Source organism: Rhodanobacter sp. FW106-PBR-R2A-1-15 (assembly GCF_058789735.1).
On record NZ_JBYTEM010000006.1, the window covers coordinates 99153 to 117625 of the forward strand.

Sequence of the window (18473 nt, forward strand, 5' to 3'; positions counted from 1 at the left end):
TCATCGCTGCAGCATGAAGTCCCCCTCGGCCACGTCCTACTATCGCGCCACCGCCACGCCGTATCCGGCCTGGCAACCGCTCCAGGGCAGCACGCAGGCGCGCGTTGCGGTGATCGGCGGCGGCTTCGCCGGCCTGAACACTGCGCTGGGGCTGGCCGAGCGTGGCGTGCGCGAGGTGGTGCTGCTGGAGCACGAGCAGGTCGGCTTCGGCGCCTCCGGCCGCAACGGCGGCTTCGTCTTCGCCGGCTATTCGCTGGGCGAGCAAACGCTGCTCGACCAGTTGGGCGAGGCGCGCGCGCAGGCGCTGTTCAAACTCACCACCGAGGCGGTCGGGCGCATCCGCCAGCGCGTCGCCGATCATTCGATCGCCTGCGACATGGTCGACGAAGGGGTGATCTGGGCCAACTGGTTCCGCGATCCGGCCGTGTTGCGCCAGCGCCAGCAGTTGCTGGGCGACCATTACGGCGTACATTGGCAGTGGCTGCCCGAAACCGAATTGCGCGCGCGCATCCGCAGCGAGCGTTACCACGACGGCCTGTACGAGCGCGATGCGCTGCACCTGCACCCGCTCAACTACGCGATCGGCCTGGCCGCCGCGGCAGCCGGGAAGGGCGTGCGCATCCATGAGTACAGCGGTGTGCGCAGCCTCGTGCGCGAGGGCATGCGGTGGCGCCTGCGCACGGCGCAAGGCGACCTGCTGGCCGACCAGGTAGTGCTGGCCTGCGGCGGCTACCTGGCCGGCCTGCAGAAAACGATCGACCGCGCGATCCTGCCGATCGCCACCTACGTGATGGTGACCGAGCCGCTCGGCGTGCGGCTGGACGACTGCCTGCACACCCACGCGGCGATCTACGACAGCCGCTTCGCCTTCGACTACTACCGCGCGCTGCCGGATACCCGCCTGCTGTGGGGCGGGCGCATCTCGGTGCTCAACCGCTCGCCGCGCGGAGTGCAGCGGTTGCTGATGAAAGACCTGCTGCGGGTGTTCCCGCAACTGGATGGCGTGCGAGTCGACCACGCCTGGTCGGGCCTGATGAGCTACGCGCGGCACCAGATGCCGCAGATCGGCGGCGACGGCCGCGGCCTGTGGTGGGCGCAGGCCTTCGGCGGGCACGGGCTGGCGCCGACCTGTGTCGCCGGCGAACTGCTGGCGGCGGCGATCGCCGAAGGCGACGACCGCTGGCAACAGTTCGCCGACTACGGCCTGGGCAGCACCCATCGCCCGTTCGGTTATCTTGCGGCACAGGCCAGTTACTGGTGGCAGCAGAGCCGCGATTGTCTGAAGACGAGGCTGGAAGGATGAGCGAAGTGAATCACCCCGAGATCAGCTGGGCCGATTTCGAGCAGGTGCTGATCGTCGCCGGTACGGTGACGAAGGTGGATCCGTTTCCCGCGGCGCGCAAGCCGGCGTGGAAGGTCTGGGTGGATTTCGGCCCCTACGGCGAGAAGAAGACCAGCGCGCAAATTGCCGCGCTGTACCAAGCCGAGGATCTGCTGGGGCGGCAGGTCGTGGGGGTGATCAACTTCCCCGAAAAGCAGATCGGCCCGTTCCGCTCGCAGTTCCTGCTGACCGGCTTTCCCACCGACGCGGGCGTGGTGCTCACCGCGATCGAACGCCCGGTACCGAACGGCACCCGGCTGGCCTGAGCCGATCACGGCACGTTGCCCGCAATTTGCCTGCAACGTGCCAGCACCTGTTCGCCATCGCCAGCCACCATGACGGTCCCGTCCGGTCATGGAGCTCGCGCATGAACCGCATCATCCGCACGCTGTGGATCGGCGCTGGCCTTTCTCTGGCCAGCCTGGCGCAGGCGCAGCAGGCGAGCTGGAGCCAGCCGCAGCAGCCGTTCCACATCTACGGCAACAGCTGGTACGTGGGCACGCAAGGGCTGAGCGCGATCCTGATCACCTCGCCGCAGGGCCACGTGCTGATCGACGGCACGCTGGAAGGCAACGCGGCGCAGATCGAGGCGAACATCCGCGCGCTCGGTTTCCGTCTGCGCGACGTCAGGCTGATCCTCAACTCGCACGCCCATTCCGACCACGCCGGGGCCATCGCCCGGCTGGCGCGCGACAGCGGCGCCACGGTGGCGGCCAGCGCGGCCGGTGCGAAGGCGCTACGCCTAGGCGGCGGCGACCCGGACGATCCCCAGTACGGCATGGCGCCGCGCTACCCGGCGGTCACGCCGGTCAAGGTGGTGGCCGACGGTGCAGCGGCGCAGGCAGGCTCGATCGCCGTCACGGCGCATTACACGCCCGGCCACACCACGGGCAGCACCTCGTGGACCTGGCGCTCGTGCGAAGCGGGGCGCTGCCTGTCGCTGGCCTATGTCGACAGCCTCACTGCACTCAGCCGCGAGAGCTTCCGCTACAGCGACGAGCTCGCCCGGGTCGCGGCTTTCCGCCAGTCCTTCGCGACCGTCGCCGGTCTGCCTTGCGACATCCTGATCACCCCGCATCCGGAGGCCAGCGGCTTCATGCAGAAGGTTGCCGCACGCGATCGCAAGCGTTCGTCCGCCGCCTTGATCGATACCGGCGCCTGCCGCAGCTACGCCGCGGCGGCGGAGCCACGTTTCGAGGAACGACTGACGAAGGAGCGGCAAGAAGCACGCACAACAGGCAAGTGAGCCGCTGCCGATCAGCGGTCCAGCCATACCTCCAGCCCCTGTGCGTTCAGCTCGATGTCCATGCCCAGCAGCTGACGCAGCGCGTCGCGGCCCTGCTGCCAGCCATGGGCTTCGGCGCGGGCGGCGTAGAGCTCGGTGAGCGATTCCATCAGCGCAGCGTGCCGGTCGGGCCGGCCGTGCGCGGCGCGGGCCAGCGCGACCATCGCGTCGATCTGCACGTGCAGATCGGCCGCCAGCCGTTCGACGCCCTCCACCTGGCCATAGTGGGTGAGGTACATCGCCTCGGGCTTCAGCGCGAGCAAGCGCTCGATCGACGCATGCAGCGCGGGCGGATCGAACTGCACCGGCGATGTGGTGGGCAGGATGAACGGGCCGTTCTTGGTATCGAAATCGTGGTAGGAGAGGCCGAATACGTCGCCAGTGAAGCACACGGCGGCGCGCTCGTCGTATACGGTGAGGTGGTGCTTCGCGTGGCCGGGGGTGTCAAGGCAGCGCAGCGGACGACCGGCCAGATCCACCACGTGTCCGTCCGGCACCGCGGTCACCCGCTCGGCCGGGATCGGGCGCAGCCGCCCGTAGGTCTGCTCCATCACCGACTCGCCGTACACCGCGCTGGCGCCGGCCCACAGCGCCGACGGATCGATCATGTGACGGGCGCCGCGCGGGTGCACCACCAGCTGCGCGTTCGGCAGCCTTGCGATCAGCTCGCCGGCGCCGCCGGCGTGGTCCAGGTGCACGTGGGTGAGGATCAGCCAGTCCACCGCGGCGGCGGAAATCCCGGCTTCGTCGAGCGCCGCCAGCATGCGCGGCACAGCGAAGTTCGTGCCGCAGTCGATGAAGGCGCCGCGGTCGTGCTCGACCACCAGGTAGGCCGCATCGAACTGCGGACGCACGAAGCCGGTGTCGATGGTGTGGATGCCGTGGATGCCGTGGATGCCGTGGGTGTGTGCCATGCCTGCCTCGTGAACCGGACGATCCGTCGAGGGTAGCAAGCCGCCGCAGCGCAGGCACCCGGACCATGGTCGAGTTCCGGCCATCCGGGACCAGCTTGTTCCTGCGCCTGCATCACCTGCAGGTCATTGCACCGGGCCTGCTGGCCATCGGGCTGAGCGTGCTGGGTTTCCTCTGCCTGGGCGTGGCCGGCTGGCTGGGCGGCAAGCTGGTGTACGGGCACCGGCTGGGCGTCAGCCCACCGTCTGCCTGAGCTTCGGCGGGCGTGGCACGCACCACAGGTACCAGGCCGCAGCGGTGCGGTGCGGGCTCCAGTTCGCACCGATCGCCGCCAGCGCCTTCGGCGCGGGCGCCGTGTCCAGCGACTTCAGCAGGCGATAGCCCTCGCGTACGCCGAAGTCGTCCGCTGGCAGGATGTCCGGGCGGTCCAGGCTGTAGATCAGGAACATCTCCACCGTCCAGCGGCCGATGCCTTTCAACACGCAGAGCCGGGCGACCAGTTCCTCGTCCGGCAGCACCAATGCCGTGGCCAGATCGGGAACGACGCCGTCGACCGTGGCCGCGGCAATGCCGCGGATCGTCTCGATCTTGCGCGCCGAAAAGCCGCAGCGGCGCAGGCTGTCGACATCGGCCTCCAGCAATTGCGCCGGTGACGGAAACGCCTGCCTGCGGATGCAGCGCCAGCAGCCGCGCCAGGATCGCGTCGCCGGCCCGCACGTGCAGTTGCTGGTAGGCCACCGCGCGTACCAGCGCCTCGTACGGCGCGCGCGCCGGTTTTGCCTGGTGGCTGCACGGGCCGACCTGCGCGATCAGGCTTGCCCAGTCGGCGTCGAGCGCGGCCAGGAACGTGGCGGCGTCAGCCGGCACGGCGAAAACTCAGGTTGATGCGGCGCTCGCCCAGCGCGGCGTGATGGTTCGTCTTCAGCGGCAGCACGCCATGGAAGCGCAATCGCGCCGCGCCGCCCCACACCACCACGTCGCCATGCGCCAGCGGCACGCGCTGCACGGGGTCGGTGCGCCGCAGGCCGCCGAACAGGAACACCGCCGGTATGCCCAGCGACGCCGACACGATCGGCGGCCCGAGATCGCGTTCGTCGCGGTCCTGGTGCAGGCTGAGCCGGGTGCCGGGTTCGTAGCGATTGAGCAGGCAGGCATCCGGCACGAAGCCGGGAAAGCCGGCGCGTGCGGCGGCGGCCACCGCCAGCCGCATGAATGCCGGCGGCAGCGGCGGCCATGGCTCGCCGCGGTCCGGATCGCGTGGAGCGTAGCGGTAGCCGCGGCGATCGCTGGTCCAGCCCAGCGGCCCGGCATTGGTCATCGCCACCGACATGCGCAGGCCGCCGGGCGTGAGCTGATGGCGGAACGGGGCCTGCGCCGCGATCGCCGTCACCGCCTGCAGCAACGCCGATTCCTCCGCCAGGGCGAAGCCGCGCAGCACCACCGCGCCGTCGCACAGCCGCTCGTCCCGACGGACGGGATGGTGGTTGGCGCCGAACAGGTCGGTGGTGATCATGCGGCGTCGTGGAAGATGATGCCGAGCGTATGGCGGCGACCACTGCGCACGCGACTGATGCCGTGGCGCAGGTTCACCCGGTAGCTGCCGCGCGTGCCCTGCACCGGGCGCTGGTGCACCGCGAACAGCACCGCGTCGCCCTGGCGCAGCGGCACCACGTCGACGCGCGACTGCATGCGCGGGCGCTGCTCGGTCAGCACGAATTCGCCGCCGCTGAAATCGCGTCCCGGCTCGGACAGCAGGACCGCCAGCTGCAGCGGAAACACCTGCTCACCGTACAGGTCCTGGTGCAGGCAGTTGTAATCACCGGCGCCGTACTGCAGCAGCAGCGGGGTGGGACGTTGCTGGCCGGCGGCATGGCAACGGGCGATGAACTCGGCATGCGTGGCCGGGTAGCGTGTGGCCAACCCCATTGCCGCGTTCCAGCGGTTGGCGATGGGCGCCAGCGGCGGATAGATCCCGTCGCGCAGCGCGACCACCCGTTCGGGCAGGGGGTACTCGAAATAGCGGTACTCGCCACGGCCGAAACCGTGCTGGCCCATCACCACACGGCTGCGGAAACGTTCGTCGTCCGCATACATGCCGGCCAATGCCAGGCACTCTTGCGGCGACAGCAGGGCTTTCAGCATCGCGCCGCCGTGCGTATCGAGCTCATCGGCGATGCCGGCCCAGTCGTACCCGTGCAGCCGCGCCCCGGTGCCGGCGGACGCTTGCAGCTGCGCATTCATGCCTGCGCCTCGCGCTCCAGCAGGGCGCGTTTGCGCGGCACGCCCCAGCGATAGCCGGACAGGCCGCCGTCGTTGCGCACCACGCGGTGGCACGGGATCGCCACCGCCAGCAGGTTGCTGGCGCACGCCTGGGCCACCGCGCGCGCTGCCGTGGGTGCGCCGATGCGCCGCGCGATTTCGCCGTAGCTGGCGGTGCTTCCCGCTGGAATCTCGCGCAGCGCTTGCCATACGCGCTGCTGGAATGCGGTACCGCGCACATCCAGCGGCAGGTCCAGGCCGATCGCGGGCGCCTCGATGAAGCCGACCACCTGCGCCACCAGGCGTTCGTAATCGCGGTCGCCGCCGATCAGCCGGGCCTTGGCGAAGCGATCCTGCAGCTCGCGCGCGAGCGCGTCCGGGTCGTCACCGAGCAGGATCGCGCACACGCCGCGTTCGCTCTGCGCCACCAGGATCGCGCCCAGCGAACAGGCGCCGATGGCGAAACGGATCTCGCTGTCGACGCCGCCGGCGCGATAGCTGGAAGGTGTCATGCCCAGTACCTGGTCGGCAGTTTCGTAGAAGCGGCTGCTGGCGTTGTAGCCGGCATCGAAGATCGCCGCGGTCACGCTGTGGCTGTGCTCCAGGCCATTGCGCACGCGGCGGTTGCGATGCGCCGCGGCGTACTGTTTCGGGGTCACCCCGGTGACCGCCTTGAACACGCGGTGGAAATGGAACGGGCTGAGGCCGCTCGGTTGGGCCAACTGTTCCAGCGTCGGCGCGGTCTCGGCATGCTCGATCGCGCGGCAGGCGGCGGTGACCATCGCCGCCTGCTGCTGCGCCAGCGACGGCTGATCGGGCCGGCAGCGCCTGCAGGGGCGAAAGCCGGCGCGCTCCGCTTCGGCGGCGGTGGCGTGGAAGGCGACGTTCTCCGGCCGGGCCGCTCGTGCGGAGCAGGACGGGCGGCAGTACACGCCGGTGCTGCGCACCGAGTAGAAGAAGCTTCCATCGGCGTGCGCATCGCGCGCCTGTACCGCGACCCAGCGCGGGTCGGCCAGGGTGGCGGCGCGTGCCGCCTGTTTGTCGAAGGTATGCATGGCTGTTCCTTCCGTCGGATTATCGCTCAAGGCGCAATCTACGGACCGACAGCCGCCGTGGCACTCCGGGTCTTGCGGTCGAATCGAAGCGCAGCCATGCCGGCGAGCACCGGCATGGCGTCGACCGCCATGCGAAACTCAGGGCGCGGCGTCCACCAGCACCAGCTCGGCATCCTCGATCGCGGTGATGTGCAGCGTGGCCTCGTCGCGGATCGCCGCGCCGTCGCGGGCCTCCAGCTTCACGCCATTGACGTCCACCTTGCCGGTGGCCGGCACCAGGTAGGCGTAGCGACCATGCTGCAACGCGTATGCGACGCTTTCGCCGGCCTTGAGCGTGGCGCCGAGCACGCGCGCGTTGGTACGCAGCGGCAAGGCCTCGGTATCTTCCTTGAAACCGCTGGCCAGTGCCACGAAGCGGCCCGAACGGTCCCCCTTGGGGAACGGTCGCGCGCCCCAGGACGGCGGCTTGCCGTTCTCGTCGGGGATGATCCAGATCTGGAAGATGCGCGTGGTCACGTTCTCGCGGTTGTACTCGGCATGGGTGATGCCGGTGCCGGCGCTCATTACCTGCACGTCGCCGGCTTCGGTGCGACCGGCGTTGCCGAGGCTGTCCTGATGGCTGATGGCGCCTTCGCGCACGTAGGTGATGATCTCCATGTCCGCATGCGGATGCGGCGGAAAGCCGGTCTGCGGCGCGATGGTGTCGTCGTTCCACACACGCAGCGCGCCCCAACCCATGCGCTTCGCGTCGTGGTAGCCGGCGAACGAGAAGTGGTGTTTCGCCTTGAGCCAGCCGTGGTTGGCTCCGCCCAGGCGGTCGAAAGGTCTGCGTTCAATCACAGCGGTATCCCTCATGCTTGATCGCGCCCGATGGCGCCTGTTCCCAACATAAGGTTACGCAGCAGCATCTGAAACCGGCGCGAAGGAAACGGATCGTCGTCGTTTCGGCGCCAGTGGACTCACCAGTCGGTCGGCCGGTAATCCTTCAGGAACTGGCCCCACACGTGCTCGCCGGTATTGATGCCGTGGATGATCGGATCGACGATGCGCGCGGCGCCGTCGACGATGTCCAGCGGCGGGTGGAAGCGCTCCTCGCGCACCTTCTTCGCCGCCAGCTCGGCCGGGTCCTCGTCGGTCACCCAGCCGGTGTCGACGCTGTTCATGTGGATACCGTCGTTGTGGTAATCGGTGGCCGCGGTGCGCGTCATCATGTTCAGCGCGGCCTTGGCCATGTTGGTGTGCGGGTGGCGGGTGGTCTTGAAGCTGCGGTAGAACTGGCCTTCCATCGCCGACACGTTGACGATGTGCTTGTCGCGCTCGCCCGTGCGCAGCATCAGCGGCTTCAGCCGCGCGTTGATGATGAACGGCGCGATCGCGTTCACCAGCTGTACCTCCAGCAATTCCACCGACGGCACTTCGGCCATCAGCAGCCGCCACGAGTTGCGCTGGCGCAGGTCGACCTGCTGCAGGTCCTGGTCCAGCCGGCCTTCGGGGAACAGGTGGCTCTGCGCCAGCAGCTCTTCCGGCAGCAGGGGGAGCTGCGACAGCTCGGCAGCGCGGGTCAGCCCGGCCAGTTCCGGACCGCGGCTGGCCAGCGCGGTGCTGCCGGGCAGGATCTCCGCGCCGCGCAGGCCCTCGTAGTGGCCTACCAGCCGGCGCACGTGCTCGGGCAACTCGTGCAGCGCGGCGGTCTCGCCTTCCATCATGTGCGCGTAGAACTCCGGCGGCCGGCGCACGGTCTGGCAGGCGTTGTTGATGATGAAATCCAGCCGTGGCCGCGTCGCCACCAGTTCCTGGCAGAACGCCTCCACGCTGGGCGTGTGGCGCAGGTCGAGGCCGTAGACCTGCAGGCGGTGACCCCATTCGGCAAAGTCGGGTTCTTCCGCATAGCGCGCGGCCGAGTCGCGTGGGAAGCGGGTGGTGACGATCAGCTCGGCGCCGGCGCGCAGCAGCTTGAGTCCGGCCTGGTAACCGATCTTCACGCGGCCGCCGGTAAGCAGCGCCACCCGGCCGCGCAGGTCGGCCAGCTCGCCGCGCTTGGCATAGTTGAACGCGGCGCACTCCGGGCACAGCTGGTCGTAGAAGAAGTGGATGGCCGTGTATTTCTGCTTGCACACGTAGCAGTGCTTCGGCTCGACCGACTCGCGCGGTTGCGCGGCGTCGGCCGCCGGCGGCACGTCGTGCGGCAGGAAGCCTTCCGGCGCGAATGCGTTCGGCGTGGTGAATACCGGCTTGCGGCGCAGGCTGCGGATGCCGGTCTGGTTCAGCACGGTGTCTTCAGCCGCCACCTTCGAGGCGTAGCGTGCCTTTTCGGCGGCTTTCAGCTTGATCCGGCGGGCCGCCGGGTCGGGGTGGTAGAGCTGCGCCACGGCCTGGTGCAGACGTTGGCGATCCTCGGCTGGAAGCCGGTCCAGCAGCTGCCGGTCGGCGGCTACCGATTCCAGCAGTGCCGTGGCGTCGCGCAGGCGCTCCAGCAGGTCGGCGCCCGCATGATCGGGCAGGGCGGTGGGGGCGGGCACGGTCGTCAAGAGCTGATCCATCGTCGTAGGGGCGGGCAAGTGCCTCGCCAGCCGCCTATTTTGCCTGTTTTCCGTCTCGGCCCGGAAAGCGCCGGCGCGACTCAAACAGAGTCGAAGTTCGATTATTGCGCAGCAGTGCACATTTTCGTGGCACGGCTAATGCAAAAGTGGCGTCGTGGCTGTCCAGGCGGGACGGCATCAGCGGTATCCGGGCGGCGCGGTGTGACAGAGTCGAGCATCGTGGCCGCCTTTCAGCAGCGAAGGTTTTTTGTGAGTGTGTCGACCCCCGCAAGTGTGCCCCTGAAAGAGGCCGCCAAGGCCAGAACTGCCGGTGTTGCTGTTTCCTCCGTCGATACCCTGCTGGGCGACCTGCCTACCGCGCACCGCGCGCTGCCGATCGGCCACCGGATCGCCGGGCAGGGTTGTCATGGCACCAAGGCGCCCCTCCGGCCGGGCAACGCCAGGCCCGCGGCTCGCGTACGTTTCGTCTATTTCGCGCGAAGCGGGGCCGGGCATCGGGCTGACTGTCATCGGCACCTGGTCGTGGCCGAGATCCTGCTTGGGCGGGTGCTTGCCGCCCACGCTGCCGGCCTGCGGTCGATGGCGCCGGCGCTCGATTACGCCGCCGAGGCGTGCGTCGCGCTGCGGCCGCCGCACGACATGTTCCACCCGGCCACGCTGGAGTACCGCCGCTGGTACCGCGCCGACGGCACCACGCGCACGCAGCCGCTGACCCGCGAGGCGCTCTCGCTGCGGCTGGCCGCCGACGAGAACCTGTCGATGAAAGAGGCCCGTGCCCGCGTCGCGAGCCGCTCGCGGGCGCTACCGGCAGTCGACCAGGCCTGGCTGATCGATCGGCGGAGCACCCCGCTGGCGCGCCGCCCGCTCAACCAGGCCGAGTACTTTGCGCTGGCCGCAGCCCTCGACGGCATCTGGCAAGCCTCGACCGGTAGCTCGGACGTGGAGTGTGTGAACCGACGGATCGTGTTGCGCGTGGTTGCCGCGCTGGGCAGCCTGCTCGACGAGTACGCCGCCTCGCCGTTCAAGACCGCCGCCCTGAGCGAGGTCTTCAACGAGCACCACCTGGCCCACCTGCGCCGAAGCATCGAGGACTCGCGCCGGGCGGAGTCCGATTCGGGCGCCCTGCTGGCCGGCCCGAAGGCCTGGTTTGCCGCCAAGAGCGCGCGGATGCGCGCCGAGCATCAGCTTGGCCTGGCCAAGTCGCCGGCGGCGTTCCCGGCGATGCAGCTGGCTGGCCGTGCCCAGGTCGCGGTGGTCGGCGGCCGCCTGCACATGTTCGTAGACGGCCGGCGCCCCGGCGTACGTCCGGAGCCGACGCACGTCACCTTCGGCTGAACCCCCGCGACCCCGCTGGCGTAGCGCGACTCAGTGCACGTAGTAGTTGATCGCCAGCGGCGGCGTGATCGTGGTCGGCGTGTTGTGTCCGTCGGTGATGACACGGGTACCAAACAGCACGCCCAGCGTGGGACTCCAGCTGTACTCGATCGCCGGCGCAAAGCCGAACGCCTCGCTGGAGCGCCCGTCCAGGGGGGTAGGCGAACCCGCAGCCCCATCACCGCGTACGCGGGCACCGTGACTGCGCCAACAGCTGAGGTCGAGCGCCAGCACCCAGCACCCAGCGCCGGCTGAGGCTGTATTCCCAGACGGCGTCGACGTAGAACGAGCGCCCCGGCCGAGCGTGCCTGCGAAAGCCCGCCGGGGTACCGCAGACGCTGGCATTCTCGACCCGCGCCCGCGTCGAGAATGACCGCGCCACATTGAAATGCATGCGCAGGATGTGCCCGTTGGCCTGCCAGAAGTAGGTCTGCGTGTTGACCTGCAGCGTGGTGGTGGCGTCGATCGACCGGGTCTGCCGGGTGGAAGGCGCGTTTCTCGTTGCTGCCGATCACGTTCCCATGGCACGCTCCCGCGTTCACCTGCGGGACATCCTGCAGCTTCGAAACCCCATCGTTTGAATCGTGGGAGCAGTAGTGCGATACGGCCCATTCGAGAACGCTGCACGCCGACGCTGCTCGCGCATCGTTGGTTGCGCTTGGTGGCTGCTCGTCTGTGCAGGCTTGGTCAGTGCGGCGCGCGCCGAAGGCGTTGCGGCGCGCCGCAACGCAGATACCACGCCGCAGCGCATGGCCATCCAAGTCAACGACGACCGCATGACGGTGACGCTGGCCGGGGCGCCGCAGATTTATCTCTACGGCGTGATCGACGCCGATGCGCCGCAGCGGTTCGAGGCCTTGCTGAAGTCGGGCAAGGTTCCCGCCGGGGCCGACGTCTACCTGAACTCCGCGCAGGGCGAGCTGGCGGCCGGCATGGCGCTGGGGCGCCTGTTCCGCGCCAGCTCGATGACGACGCATCTGGGCACGCCGCGGCGCAAGCGTGGCGGCTACCGGGGCGCGAAGGCCGCCGTCTGCAGCGGTGCGTGCGCCTATGCCTACTTTGGCGGCCTTTACCGCTGGGCTCCCACGGGTGGCGATCGCATCGGTCTGATCCGCCACCGGTCCGCCGGTACCACGCCGGACCAGCCGCTGCAGGGGGAGGCGGACGCCTACCTCAAGGCGATGGGCATCGACCTCGATGCTCTCGCTGCGCCGTCGGCGTCCGCCGTCGATTCGCCGATCTGGTTGGACGCGGACCAGATGACCGTCGCCGGCCTGGCCAACAACGGCCGGTTGCCCTTGAAGACGAAAAGCTGGCTGTTGCCGCCGGCGCCTTCGCTGGAACTGCATCAGGAGAACCGGCGCGGCACCTATCGGCTGGTCCTGCAATGTCAGCCGGGCAGCGTGACGCTCACCGCCTACGACCAGGTGGGTGCCACCCGCGCCGCGCAGATCGTGGCGCACGAAACGCGATCGTATTTCGAGGTCGATCGCCAGCCTGTGCTGGTCGAACCGCGCGGTGCGGCGCGCGTCGTCGATAGCGCCGTGGTGATCAGCCGGCCGTGGCCGCCTGGCGAGCTGGGGCGGCTGCTTTCGTCGAGCTCCATCGGCGCCTGGGTCGGTGGTCGGCGCAGCGCGTTCCGCTACGGCGCCACCTTCGTGCTCTATCCGGCCAGCCAGGCCATCAAGGATTTCTACAACGCCTGCTGGCGCGCCGCGCCGTGGCCAGTCAAACAGGCACAGGAAAAGAACGGCTGAGCCTGTGGGCCGAGCGGTTGCCGTAAAAACGGGCGCGCATCGCTGCAACTTCACAGATGCATGACTTCCGACCTTCAATGACCTCTGACCCTTCGGCGCCGGCCTGACGTGGCATAGGCTGCGCGCAACCATCGCGTGTGGCCGCGCGGCTCCCGATGGCCGCGGACGGAGGGCGAATCGATGCCTGCCAAGGTGGCCATCCCCAGGCCTGGCAGGCGGCCGTCCGGAATTTCCGTGAGCGGATGGCCAGGCAAGCTGGCGGGCTCAGGTCCCCTGTCGTTTCAACGAAATCAGGAAAATTCCATGAACAAGCACTCCCTCCCGAGCCATCCTCCCCGGCGCCTCCGCGGCTTTCCGCTTCGGCGTCTTGCGATGATCGCGCTCGTCGGCGCATGTGCGGCGGGATCCGCCACGGCCTTCGCGCAGGCCACCATGGGCAATATTTTCGGCAAGGCACCGGTCGGCGACACCGTCTCGGTGCTAAGCACCACGTCCGGCTTGCTGCGCCAGAACCAGGTCGATGCCAAGGGCCGCTACTACATCGGGCCACTGCCGGTGGGCAATTACACGGTAACCCTGGAAGAGAACGGCCGGCCCATAGTCAAACACCTGAACGTGCCGGTCGTGGTGGACCGCGGCATCAAGGTCAACTTCGACTGCATGGAGGGCGAATGCGCGAAACTGGCGAGCAAGCCATAGCCAGGCCGTCAACAGCAACGGCGCCGTATCGCTACGGCGCCGTTGCTGTTTTCGCCGGTGGCGGCGCGGTGATTCCAGCCTTGGCCGGAATGCCGGGCGGAAGCATCAAAGCGCCTCGAAAATCCCCGCTGCGCCCATGCCGGTGCCGATGCACATGGTGACCATGCCGTACTTCTGCTTGCGCCGGCGCATGCCGTGCACCAGCGTGGCGATGCGCACGGCACCAGTGGCGCCGAGCGGATGGCCGAGCGCGATGGCGCCGCCGAGCGGGTTGACCTTGGCCGGGTCGAGCTTGAGGTCGCCCATCACCGCCAGCGCCTGGGCGGCGAAGGCTTCGTTGAGTTCGATCCAGTCGAGCTGGTCCTGCCTGATGCCGGTCTGCGCGAGCGCTTTCGGGATCGCTTCCTTCGGACCGATGCCCATGATCTCGGGCTTGACGCCGGCCACCGAGAAGCCGACAAAGCGCGCCAGCGGCTGCAGGTTGTACTTCTTCAGGGCCGCTTCGCTGGCCAACAACACGGCGCCGGCGCCGTCGGACATCTGGCTGGAGTTGCCGGCGGTGACGGTGCCGCCGAACTGGCCGTTGCGGAATACGGTCTTGAGCTTGGCCAGCACTTCCAGCGTGGTGCCGGCGCGCGGGCCCTCGTCGTTCCCGATCAGGCGGCTGTCGGTGACGATGCCGCGGCTGGCGAGGTCGGGGTAGCGGTCGGCGAGCTGGAACGGGGTGATCTCGTCCTTGAATTCACCAGCGGCCTGGGCGGCCAGCGCGCGGCGGTGGCTTTCCACCGAGAAGGCGTCCTGCTGCTCGCGGCTGACCTTCCACTGCTTGGCCACGTTCTCGGCGGTGATGCCCATGCCGTAGGCGATGCCGATGTGCTCGTTGTCGAAGATGGCCGGATTCATCGCCACCTTGTGGCCCATCATCGGCACCATGCTCATGCTCTCGGTGCCGCCGGCGAGCATCAGGTCGTCCAGGCCCAGGCGGATGCGGTCGGCCGCCATCGCCACCGACTGCAGGCCGGAGGAGCAGAAGCGGTTGACGGTGACGCCGGGCACGGTGTCGGGCAGGCCGGCCAGCAGCGCGCCAATGCGCGCCACGTTCATGCCTTGCTCGGCCTCGGGCATGGCGCAGCCGATGATGACGTCGCCGATCTGGTGCGGGTCGATGCCGGGCGCCTGCGCCATCACGGCGCGGATGACGTGGGCGAGCATGTCGTCCGGACGGGTGTTGCGGAACACGCCGCGCGGCGCCTTGCCGACCGGGGTGCGGGTGGCGGCGACGATGTAGGCGTCCTGGATTTGCTTGGTCATTTGCTTTCTCCGAAAGCCGGGATTCGGGATTGGGGATTCGGGATTTGTCAGAGCGGTCCGACGTGATCCCGATCCTTTCGCGCAAACCGGCGCTTCAAATGGTGTTCGGTGAGTGGCGTTGAAAAATGCGCTGAGAATTCGGATTGGCGGCTTTGCCGAATCCCGAATCCCCAATCCCGAATCTCAGTTCCTCAGCGGCTTGCCGGTGGTCATGGTGTGGGCGATGCGCGCCTGGGTCTTTTCCATCCTGGCCAGCTCCACGAAGTGCTTGCGCTCCAGTGCCAGCAGCCATTCCTCGTCCACCTGCGAGCCGCGCTCGATCACACCGCCACACAAGGTGTCGGCGATGCGCCGGGCGATTTCCACGTCGTGCTCAGAGGCGAAGTAGCCGGCTTGCAGGTTGGCCAGCGAGGCGCGGAAGGTGGCGATGCCCACGTCGCCGGCGACCGGGATGGCGCGCTGGTACAACGGCGGGCGCCAACCGGACTCGGCCAGCGAGTTCGCCACCTGCTTGGCTACGTAGAGCAGCTCGTAGGCGTTGAACACCACCACGTCGCTGTCACGCAACAGGCCCATGGCCTTGGCCTCGATCGCGCTGGGCGAGACCTTGGCCATCGCCAGGGTCTCGAACACCTTCTTCAGTTCCTCGAACGGGTCCGCCGGGTTGGCCTTGGCCGCGCGCACAGCCAGCTCGTGCAGGCCGCCGCCGGCCGGCAGCAGGCCCACGCCGGCCTCGACCAGGCCGATGTAGCTTTCCAGCGCAGCGACCGTGCGCGCCGAGTGCATCTGGAATTCGCAGCCGCCGCCCAGCGCCAGTCCGCGCACCGCCGAGACCACCGGCACCAGCGAGTGCTTGATGCGCATGCTGGTGCGCTGGAAGTTGGCGACCATCTTCTCGAAGTCGTCGAACTTGCCGGCCTGCAGCAGACCGAGCGCGCCCTTGAGGTCGGCGCCGGCGGAGAACGGCTCGCCGGTCTGCCAGATCACCACGGCCTTGAGTTTTTCCTCGGCGATGCCGATGGCGTGCTGGATGCCGTCGAGCACGTGGTCGTTGACCGTGTGCATCTTGGTCTTGAACGAGATGATGCCGACGCCGTCGTCGCCCAGCGTCCACAGGCGGATGCCGTCGTTCTCCCACACGGTGCTGCCCTGGTCGAACTTCTCGCCCAGGATCGGATCGGGGAACAGCTGGCGCCGGTACACCGGGTGCTGCGAGCGCGGCTTGTCGGCCTTGGCGCTGGCCGAGTACGAGCCGGCCTTGCTGTGCACACCGCTGCGGCCGTCGGTGACCCAAGCGGGTAGCGGCGCCTTGCTCATGGCCTTGCCGGCGGCGATGTCTTCCGCGATCCACTGCGCCACCTGCTGCCAGCCGGCGGCCTGCCAGGTCTCGAACGGGCCGAGCTTCCAGCCATAGCCCCAGCGGATCGCGAAGTCCACGTCACGCGCGGTGTCGGCGATGTCGGCCAGGTGGTAGGCGGTGTAGTGGAACAGGTCGCGGAACGTCGCCCACAGGAACTGTGCCTGCTTGTCCGCGGATGCGCGCAGCTTGCCGAACTTCTCGGCCGGGTCCTTGATGGCGAGAATCGCAGCGACCTCGTCGGAGGCTTTCTGCTCGGACGGGCGATAGTCCTGCTTCGCCACGTCGAGCACGACGATGTCCTTGCCGGCCTTGCGATAGAAACCGGCGCCGTTTTTCTGGCCCAGCGCGCCCTTTTCGATCAGGCCGCTCAGCCACGCCGGCGCCTTGAAGTAGGCGTGCCACGGGTCGTCGGGCAGGGTGTCGGCCATGGTCTTGATGACGTGGGCCATGGTGTCCAGGCCGACCACGTCGGCGGTGCGGTAGGTGGCGCTCTTCGGGCGGCCCACGGCGGGTCCGGTGAGCGCGTCGACCACGTCGAAGCCCAGCCCGAACTGTTCGGTGTGGTGCATGGTGGCCAGCATCGAGAACACGCCGATGCGGTTGCCGATGAAGTTCGGCGTGTCGCGGGCGATCACCACGCCCTTGCCGACAGTGGTGACGAGGAAGGCTTCAAGGCCGTTGATCACCTTCTGGTCGGTGAGCTTGGTGGGGATCAGCTCGACCAGGTGCATGTAGCGCGGCGGGTTGAAGAAGTGCACGCCCGAGAAGCGGTGGCGCATCTCCTCCGGCAACGCCTCGGCCAGCGTATTGATCGACAGGCCGGAAGTGTTCGAAGCGATGATCGCGGTCGCTGACAGGTGCGGGGCGATCTTCCGGTACAGGTCCAGCTTCCAGTCCATGCGCTCGGCGATCGCCTCGATCACCAGGTCGACATCCTTCAAGTGCGCCATGTCCTCGTCATAGTTGGCCGGGATGATCGCGGCGGCGAGGTTCTTGTCGGCCAGTGGCGCCGGCGACAGCTTGGCCAGGTTGGCGATGGCCTTCAGCGCAATGCCGCTCTTTGGGCCTTCCTTCGCGGGCAGGTCGAACAGCACGGTTTCGACGCCGGCGTTGGTCAGGTGCGCGGCGATCTGCGCGCCCATGACACCGGCGCCCAGCACGGCAGCCTTGCGGATGCGCAGCGCTGATGTGGGTGAATATGCAGCGGTCATTGGCTTCTCCGGATGTGCAAAGGGTGGGACAGATGGATCAGGGATGGCCGAGCCCGGCGACGGCGAAACGGATCAGGTGCTGCGCGGTCTGCTCGCGGTGCGCGCGCTCGCTGACGTCGCTCTTGCGCTGGATCATGCCGAAACCGGACATCGCATGGGTCAGCGCGCCGGTGACCAGGTCGACGCGCCAGTACAGCTCTTCCTTGCTCAACTGCGGCAGCAGGCGGGCGAATTCGGCGGTGAACTGGCGCATCACGTGGCCGTAGTTCGCCGACAGGAACTGGCGCAGGGTATCGTCGTGTTCGGCGAACGCACGGGCCAGCACGCGCATGAACAAGGCGCCGCTGTCGTCGTGCGAGAGGTCCAGGGCAGGGCGGATGAACGCCTCCAGCACCTCCTCGAGTGTGGTCTGCGGCGCGCCGGCGAGGCAGGACAGGGCGGTCAGGCGGCGTTCGTTCAAGGCATCCAGCCGGCGCCGAAACACTTCCTCGACCAGCTTGTCCTTGGAGCCGAAGTGGTAGTTGACAGCAGCCAGATTGACCCCGGCCGCGGCGGTGAGCTGGCGCAGCGAGGCGCCATCGAAGCCGCGCTGGGCGAACAGGAGTTCGGCGGCGCCGAGTATCCGTTCCTTGGTCGAGCCGGAGCTGTTCACGGGCGGAACCATCCATCGGCCAGAAGGCCGTTCAAACGATCGTTTGAGCATACGCGGACAGCCTGGCGGCCGTCAAACGGACGTTTGTCGCCGGCCGCCAGCGACTTGCGTATGAGTTAGAATCTGTCAGACTTTCGTGGGCTAAACCCGCAATCCAAGTCGGAATTGGCCGCTCGCCGGCCCGCCGGCCTACCTCTTTTCCCATCCATCCGTTTCCCGGAGCAGACCCGTATGGCGCTGGAGCGCACTCTTTCCATCATCAAACCCGATGCCGTCGCCAAGAACGTCATTGGTGAAATCTATGCACGCTTTGAAAAAGCCGGCCTGAAAATCGTCGCCGCGCGCATGAAGCAGCTGTCGCGCGCCGAGGCGGAAGGCTTCTATGCGGTGCACCGCGAGCGTCCGTTCTTCAAGGCGCTGGTCGAGTTCATGATCTCCGGCCCGGTAATGATCAGCGTGCTGGAAGGCGAGAACGCCGTGCTGGCTCACCGCGACCTGATGGGCGCCACCAATCCGAAGGAAGCCGCGCCGGGCACGATCCGCGCCGACTTCGCCGAGTCGATTGACGCAAATGCCGTGCATGGCTCCGACGCCACTGACACCGCCAAGGTGGAGATTGCGTATTTCTTCGCGGCAACGGATGTCCTGTCGCGTTAATTGGTGCGTTCATTCGTGAA

At 68.2% G+C, this 18473-nt stretch carries 19 protein-coding genes; 8 read left to right on the forward strand and 11 right to left on the reverse strand.

All coding sequences use genetic code 11. From position 1 onward, the window contains the following. The first annotated feature begins 13 nt into the window (after positions 1-13). The 3 genes from AC3WTD_RS05400 (at position 14) to bla (ending at position 2627) form a co-directional block, all read left to right on the forward strand. Positions 14-1303, forward strand: a complete 1290-nt coding sequence (locus tag AC3WTD_RS05400) for an NAD(P)/FAD-dependent oxidoreductase (RefSeq protein WP_492613131.1) — start codon at positions 14-16, stop codon at positions 1301-1303. Continuing rightward, positions 1300-1647: a tRNA-binding protein gene (locus AC3WTD_RS05405; protein ID WP_492613132.1), complete on the forward strand. Its 348-nt coding sequence runs from the start codon at positions 1300-1302 to the stop codon at positions 1645-1647. The genes AC3WTD_RS05400 and AC3WTD_RS05405 overlap by 4 nt, the downstream gene beginning before the upstream one ends. A gap of 101 nt (positions 1648-1748) precedes the next feature. Further along, complete coding sequence (gene bla, locus AC3WTD_RS05410; protein ID WP_492613133.1) at positions 1749-2627, forward strand: subclass B3 metallo-beta-lactamase; 879 nt, start codon at positions 1749-1751, stop codon at positions 2625-2627. Between the two features lie 11 nt (positions 2628-2638). On the opposite strand, the gene AC3WTD_RS05415 is transcribed toward bla, so the two are convergent. Next, a complete protein-coding gene (locus AC3WTD_RS05415; RefSeq protein ID WP_492613134.1) occupies positions 2639-3580 on the reverse strand; it encodes an MBL fold metallo-hydrolase in 942 nt (313 codons plus the stop codon). A gap of 65 nt (positions 3581-3645) precedes the next feature. On the opposite strand from AC3WTD_RS05415, the gene AC3WTD_RS05420 reads away from it, so the two are divergent. Further along, positions 3646-3831 carry a hypothetical protein gene (locus AC3WTD_RS05420; RefSeq protein WP_492613135.1) on the forward strand — a complete coding sequence of 62 codons (186 nt, stop codon included), beginning with the start codon at positions 3646-3648 and terminating at the stop codon, positions 3829-3831. On the opposite strand, the gene AC3WTD_RS05425 is transcribed toward AC3WTD_RS05420, so the two are convergent. The 6 genes from AC3WTD_RS05425 to AC3WTD_RS05450 all read right to left on the reverse strand — a co-directional run bounded on the left by AC3WTD_RS05425 (position 3812) and on the right by AC3WTD_RS05450 (position 9432). Further along, positions 3812-4252, reverse strand: coding sequence for a DNA-3-methyladenine glycosylase family protein (locus AC3WTD_RS05425; protein ID WP_492613152.1), 441 nt, complete (start codon positions 4250-4252; stop codon positions 3812-3814). The genes AC3WTD_RS05420 and AC3WTD_RS05425 overlap by 20 nt on opposite strands. Before the next feature lie 182 nt (positions 4253-4434). Beyond that, positions 4435-5091 carry a DNA oxidative demethylase AlkB gene (gene alkB / locus AC3WTD_RS05430; RefSeq protein ID WP_492613136.1) on the reverse strand — a complete coding sequence of 219 codons (657 nt, stop codon included), beginning with the start codon at positions 5089-5091 and terminating at the stop codon, positions 4435-4437. Next, the gene (locus AC3WTD_RS05435) at positions 5088-5819 is read right to left on the reverse strand and encodes a 2OG-Fe(II) oxygenase (RefSeq protein ID WP_492613137.1); all 732 of its coding nucleotides are present in this window, start codon (positions 5817-5819) and stop codon (positions 5088-5090) included. Before AC3WTD_RS05435 ends, alkB begins: the two co-directional genes overlap by 4 nt. Further along, the gene (gene ada / locus AC3WTD_RS05440; protein ID WP_492613138.1) at positions 5816-6892 is read right to left on the reverse strand and encodes a bifunctional DNA-binding transcriptional regulator/O6-methylguanine-DNA methyltransferase Ada; all 1077 of its coding nucleotides are present in this window, start codon (positions 6890-6892) and stop codon (positions 5816-5818) included. The genes AC3WTD_RS05435 and ada overlap by 4 nt, the downstream gene beginning before the upstream one ends. A 138-nt stretch (positions 6893-7030) precedes the next feature. Further along, positions 7031-7747 carry a pirin family protein gene (locus AC3WTD_RS05445; RefSeq protein WP_492613139.1) on the reverse strand — a complete coding sequence of 239 codons (717 nt, stop codon included), beginning with the start codon at positions 7745-7747 and terminating at the stop codon, positions 7031-7033. A gap of 104 nt (positions 7748-7851) precedes the next feature. Next, complete coding sequence (locus AC3WTD_RS05450) at positions 7852-9432, reverse strand: SDR family NAD(P)-dependent oxidoreductase (RefSeq protein WP_492613140.1); 1581 nt, start codon at positions 9430-9432, stop codon at positions 7852-7854. Between the two features lie 273 nt (positions 9433-9705). On the opposite strand from AC3WTD_RS05450, the gene AC3WTD_RS05455 reads away from it, so the two are divergent. Further along, the gene (locus AC3WTD_RS05455) at positions 9706-10767 is read left to right on the forward strand and encodes a hypothetical protein (protein WP_492613141.1); all 1062 of its coding nucleotides are present in this window, start codon (positions 9706-9708) and stop codon (positions 10765-10767) included. A 30-nt stretch (positions 10768-10797) separates the two neighbouring features. Here AC3WTD_RS05455 and AC3WTD_RS05460 read toward each other — a convergent pair whose 3' ends face one another. Next, positions 10798-11040 carry a hypothetical protein gene (locus AC3WTD_RS05460; RefSeq protein WP_492613142.1) on the reverse strand — a complete coding sequence of 81 codons (243 nt, stop codon included), beginning with the start codon at positions 11038-11040 and terminating at the stop codon, positions 10798-10800. A gap of 515 nt (positions 11041-11555) precedes the next feature. Between AC3WTD_RS05460 and AC3WTD_RS05465 the strand changes: the two genes are divergently transcribed. Both AC3WTD_RS05465 and AC3WTD_RS05470 read left to right on the forward strand, forming a co-directional pair. Continuing rightward, positions 11556-12563 carry a hypothetical protein gene (locus AC3WTD_RS05465; protein WP_492613143.1) on the forward strand — a complete coding sequence of 336 codons (1008 nt, stop codon included), beginning with the start codon at positions 11556-11558 and terminating at the stop codon, positions 12561-12563. 303 nt (positions 12564-12866) lie between these two features. Then, positions 12867-13262, forward strand: coding sequence for a carboxypeptidase-like regulatory domain-containing protein (locus AC3WTD_RS05470; RefSeq protein WP_027492515.1), 396 nt, complete (start codon positions 12867-12869; stop codon positions 13260-13262). 105 nt (positions 13263-13367) lie between these two features. On the opposite strand, the gene AC3WTD_RS05475 is transcribed toward AC3WTD_RS05470, so the two are convergent. From AC3WTD_RS05475 to AC3WTD_RS05485, 3 genes are all read right to left on the reverse strand, one after another. Then, positions 13368-14573, reverse strand: a complete 1206-nt coding sequence (locus AC3WTD_RS05475) for an acetyl-CoA C-acyltransferase (protein ID WP_492613144.1) — start codon at positions 14571-14573, stop codon at positions 13368-13370. Positions 14574-14756: 183 nt separating this feature from the next. Next, a complete protein-coding gene (locus AC3WTD_RS05480; RefSeq protein WP_492613145.1) occupies positions 14757-17144 on the reverse strand; it encodes a 3-hydroxyacyl-CoA dehydrogenase/enoyl-CoA hydratase family protein in 2388 nt (795 codons plus the stop codon). A gap of 37 nt (positions 17145-17181) precedes the next feature. Next, a complete protein-coding gene (locus tag AC3WTD_RS05485; RefSeq protein ID WP_037089508.1) occupies positions 17182-17808 on the reverse strand; it encodes a TetR/AcrR family transcriptional regulator in 627 nt (208 codons plus the stop codon). Between the two features lie 219 nt (positions 17809-18027). Here AC3WTD_RS05485 and ndk point away from each other — a divergent pair, with 219 nt between their 5' ends. Then, positions 18028-18453, forward strand: coding sequence for a nucleoside-diphosphate kinase (gene ndk, locus AC3WTD_RS05490; RefSeq protein WP_008436261.1), 426 nt, complete (start codon positions 18028-18030; stop codon positions 18451-18453). Positions 18454-18473 lie beyond the last annotated feature (20 nt).

What these genes read in the sequence shown, in the direction of transcription:
- AC3WTD_RS05415 (WP_492613134.1), bottom strand. Translation starts at nt 3,580, where the DNA reads ATGGCACACACCCACGGCATCCACGGCATCCACGGCATCCACACCATC.
- AC3WTD_RS05480 (WP_492613145.1), bottom strand. Translation starts at nt 17,144, where the DNA reads ATGACCGCTGCATATTCACCCACATCAGCGCTGCGCATCCGCAAGGCT.
- AC3WTD_RS05485 (WP_037089508.1), bottom strand. Translation starts at nt 17,808, where the DNA reads ATGGTTCCGCCCGTGAACAGCTCCGGCTCGACCAAGGAACGGATACTC.
- AC3WTD_RS05465 (WP_492613143.1), top strand. Translation starts at nt 11,556, where the DNA reads ATGGCCATCCAAGTCAACGACGACCGCATGACGGTGACGCTGGCCGGG.
- bla (WP_492613133.1), top strand. Translation starts at nt 1,749, where the DNA reads ATGAACCGCATCATCCGCACGCTGTGGATCGGCGCTGGCCTTTCTCTG.
- AC3WTD_RS05475 (WP_492613144.1), bottom strand. Translation starts at nt 14,573, where the DNA reads ATGACCAAGCAAATCCAGGACGCCTACATCGTCGCCGCCACCCGCACC.
- AC3WTD_RS05405 (WP_492613132.1), top strand. Translation starts at nt 1,300, where the DNA reads ATGAGCGAAGTGAATCACCCCGAGATCAGCTGGGCCGATTTCGAGCAG.
- AC3WTD_RS05470 (WP_027492515.1), top strand. Translation starts at nt 12,867, where the DNA reads ATGAACAAGCACTCCCTCCCGAGCCATCCTCCCCGGCGCCTCCGCGGC.
- ada (WP_492613138.1), bottom strand. Translation starts at nt 6,892, where the DNA reads ATGCATACCTTCGACAAACAGGCGGCACGCGCCGCCACCCTGGCCGAC.
- AC3WTD_RS05435 (WP_492613137.1), bottom strand. Translation starts at nt 5,819, where the DNA reads ATGAATGCGCAGCTGCAAGCGTCCGCCGGCACCGGGGCGCGGCTGCAC.
- AC3WTD_RS05445 (WP_492613139.1), bottom strand. Translation starts at nt 7,747, where the DNA reads ATGAGGGATACCGCTGTGATTGAACGCAGACCTTTCGACCGCCTGGGC.
- AC3WTD_RS05420 (WP_492613135.1), top strand. Translation starts at nt 3,646, where the DNA reads ATGGTCGAGTTCCGGCCATCCGGGACCAGCTTGTTCCTGCGCCTGCAT.
- AC3WTD_RS05400 (WP_492613131.1), top strand. Translation starts at nt 14, where the DNA reads ATGAAGTCCCCCTCGGCCACGTCCTACTATCGCGCCACCGCCACGCCG.
- ndk (WP_008436261.1), top strand. Translation starts at nt 18,028, where the DNA reads ATGGCGCTGGAGCGCACTCTTTCCATCATCAAACCCGATGCCGTCGCC.
- AC3WTD_RS05450 (WP_492613140.1), bottom strand. Translation starts at nt 9,432, where the DNA reads ATGGATCAGCTCTTGACGACCGTGCCCGCCCCCACCGCCCTGCCCGAT.
- alkB (WP_492613136.1), bottom strand. Translation starts at nt 5,091, where the DNA reads ATGATCACCACCGACCTGTTCGGCGCCAACCACCATCCCGTCCGTCGG.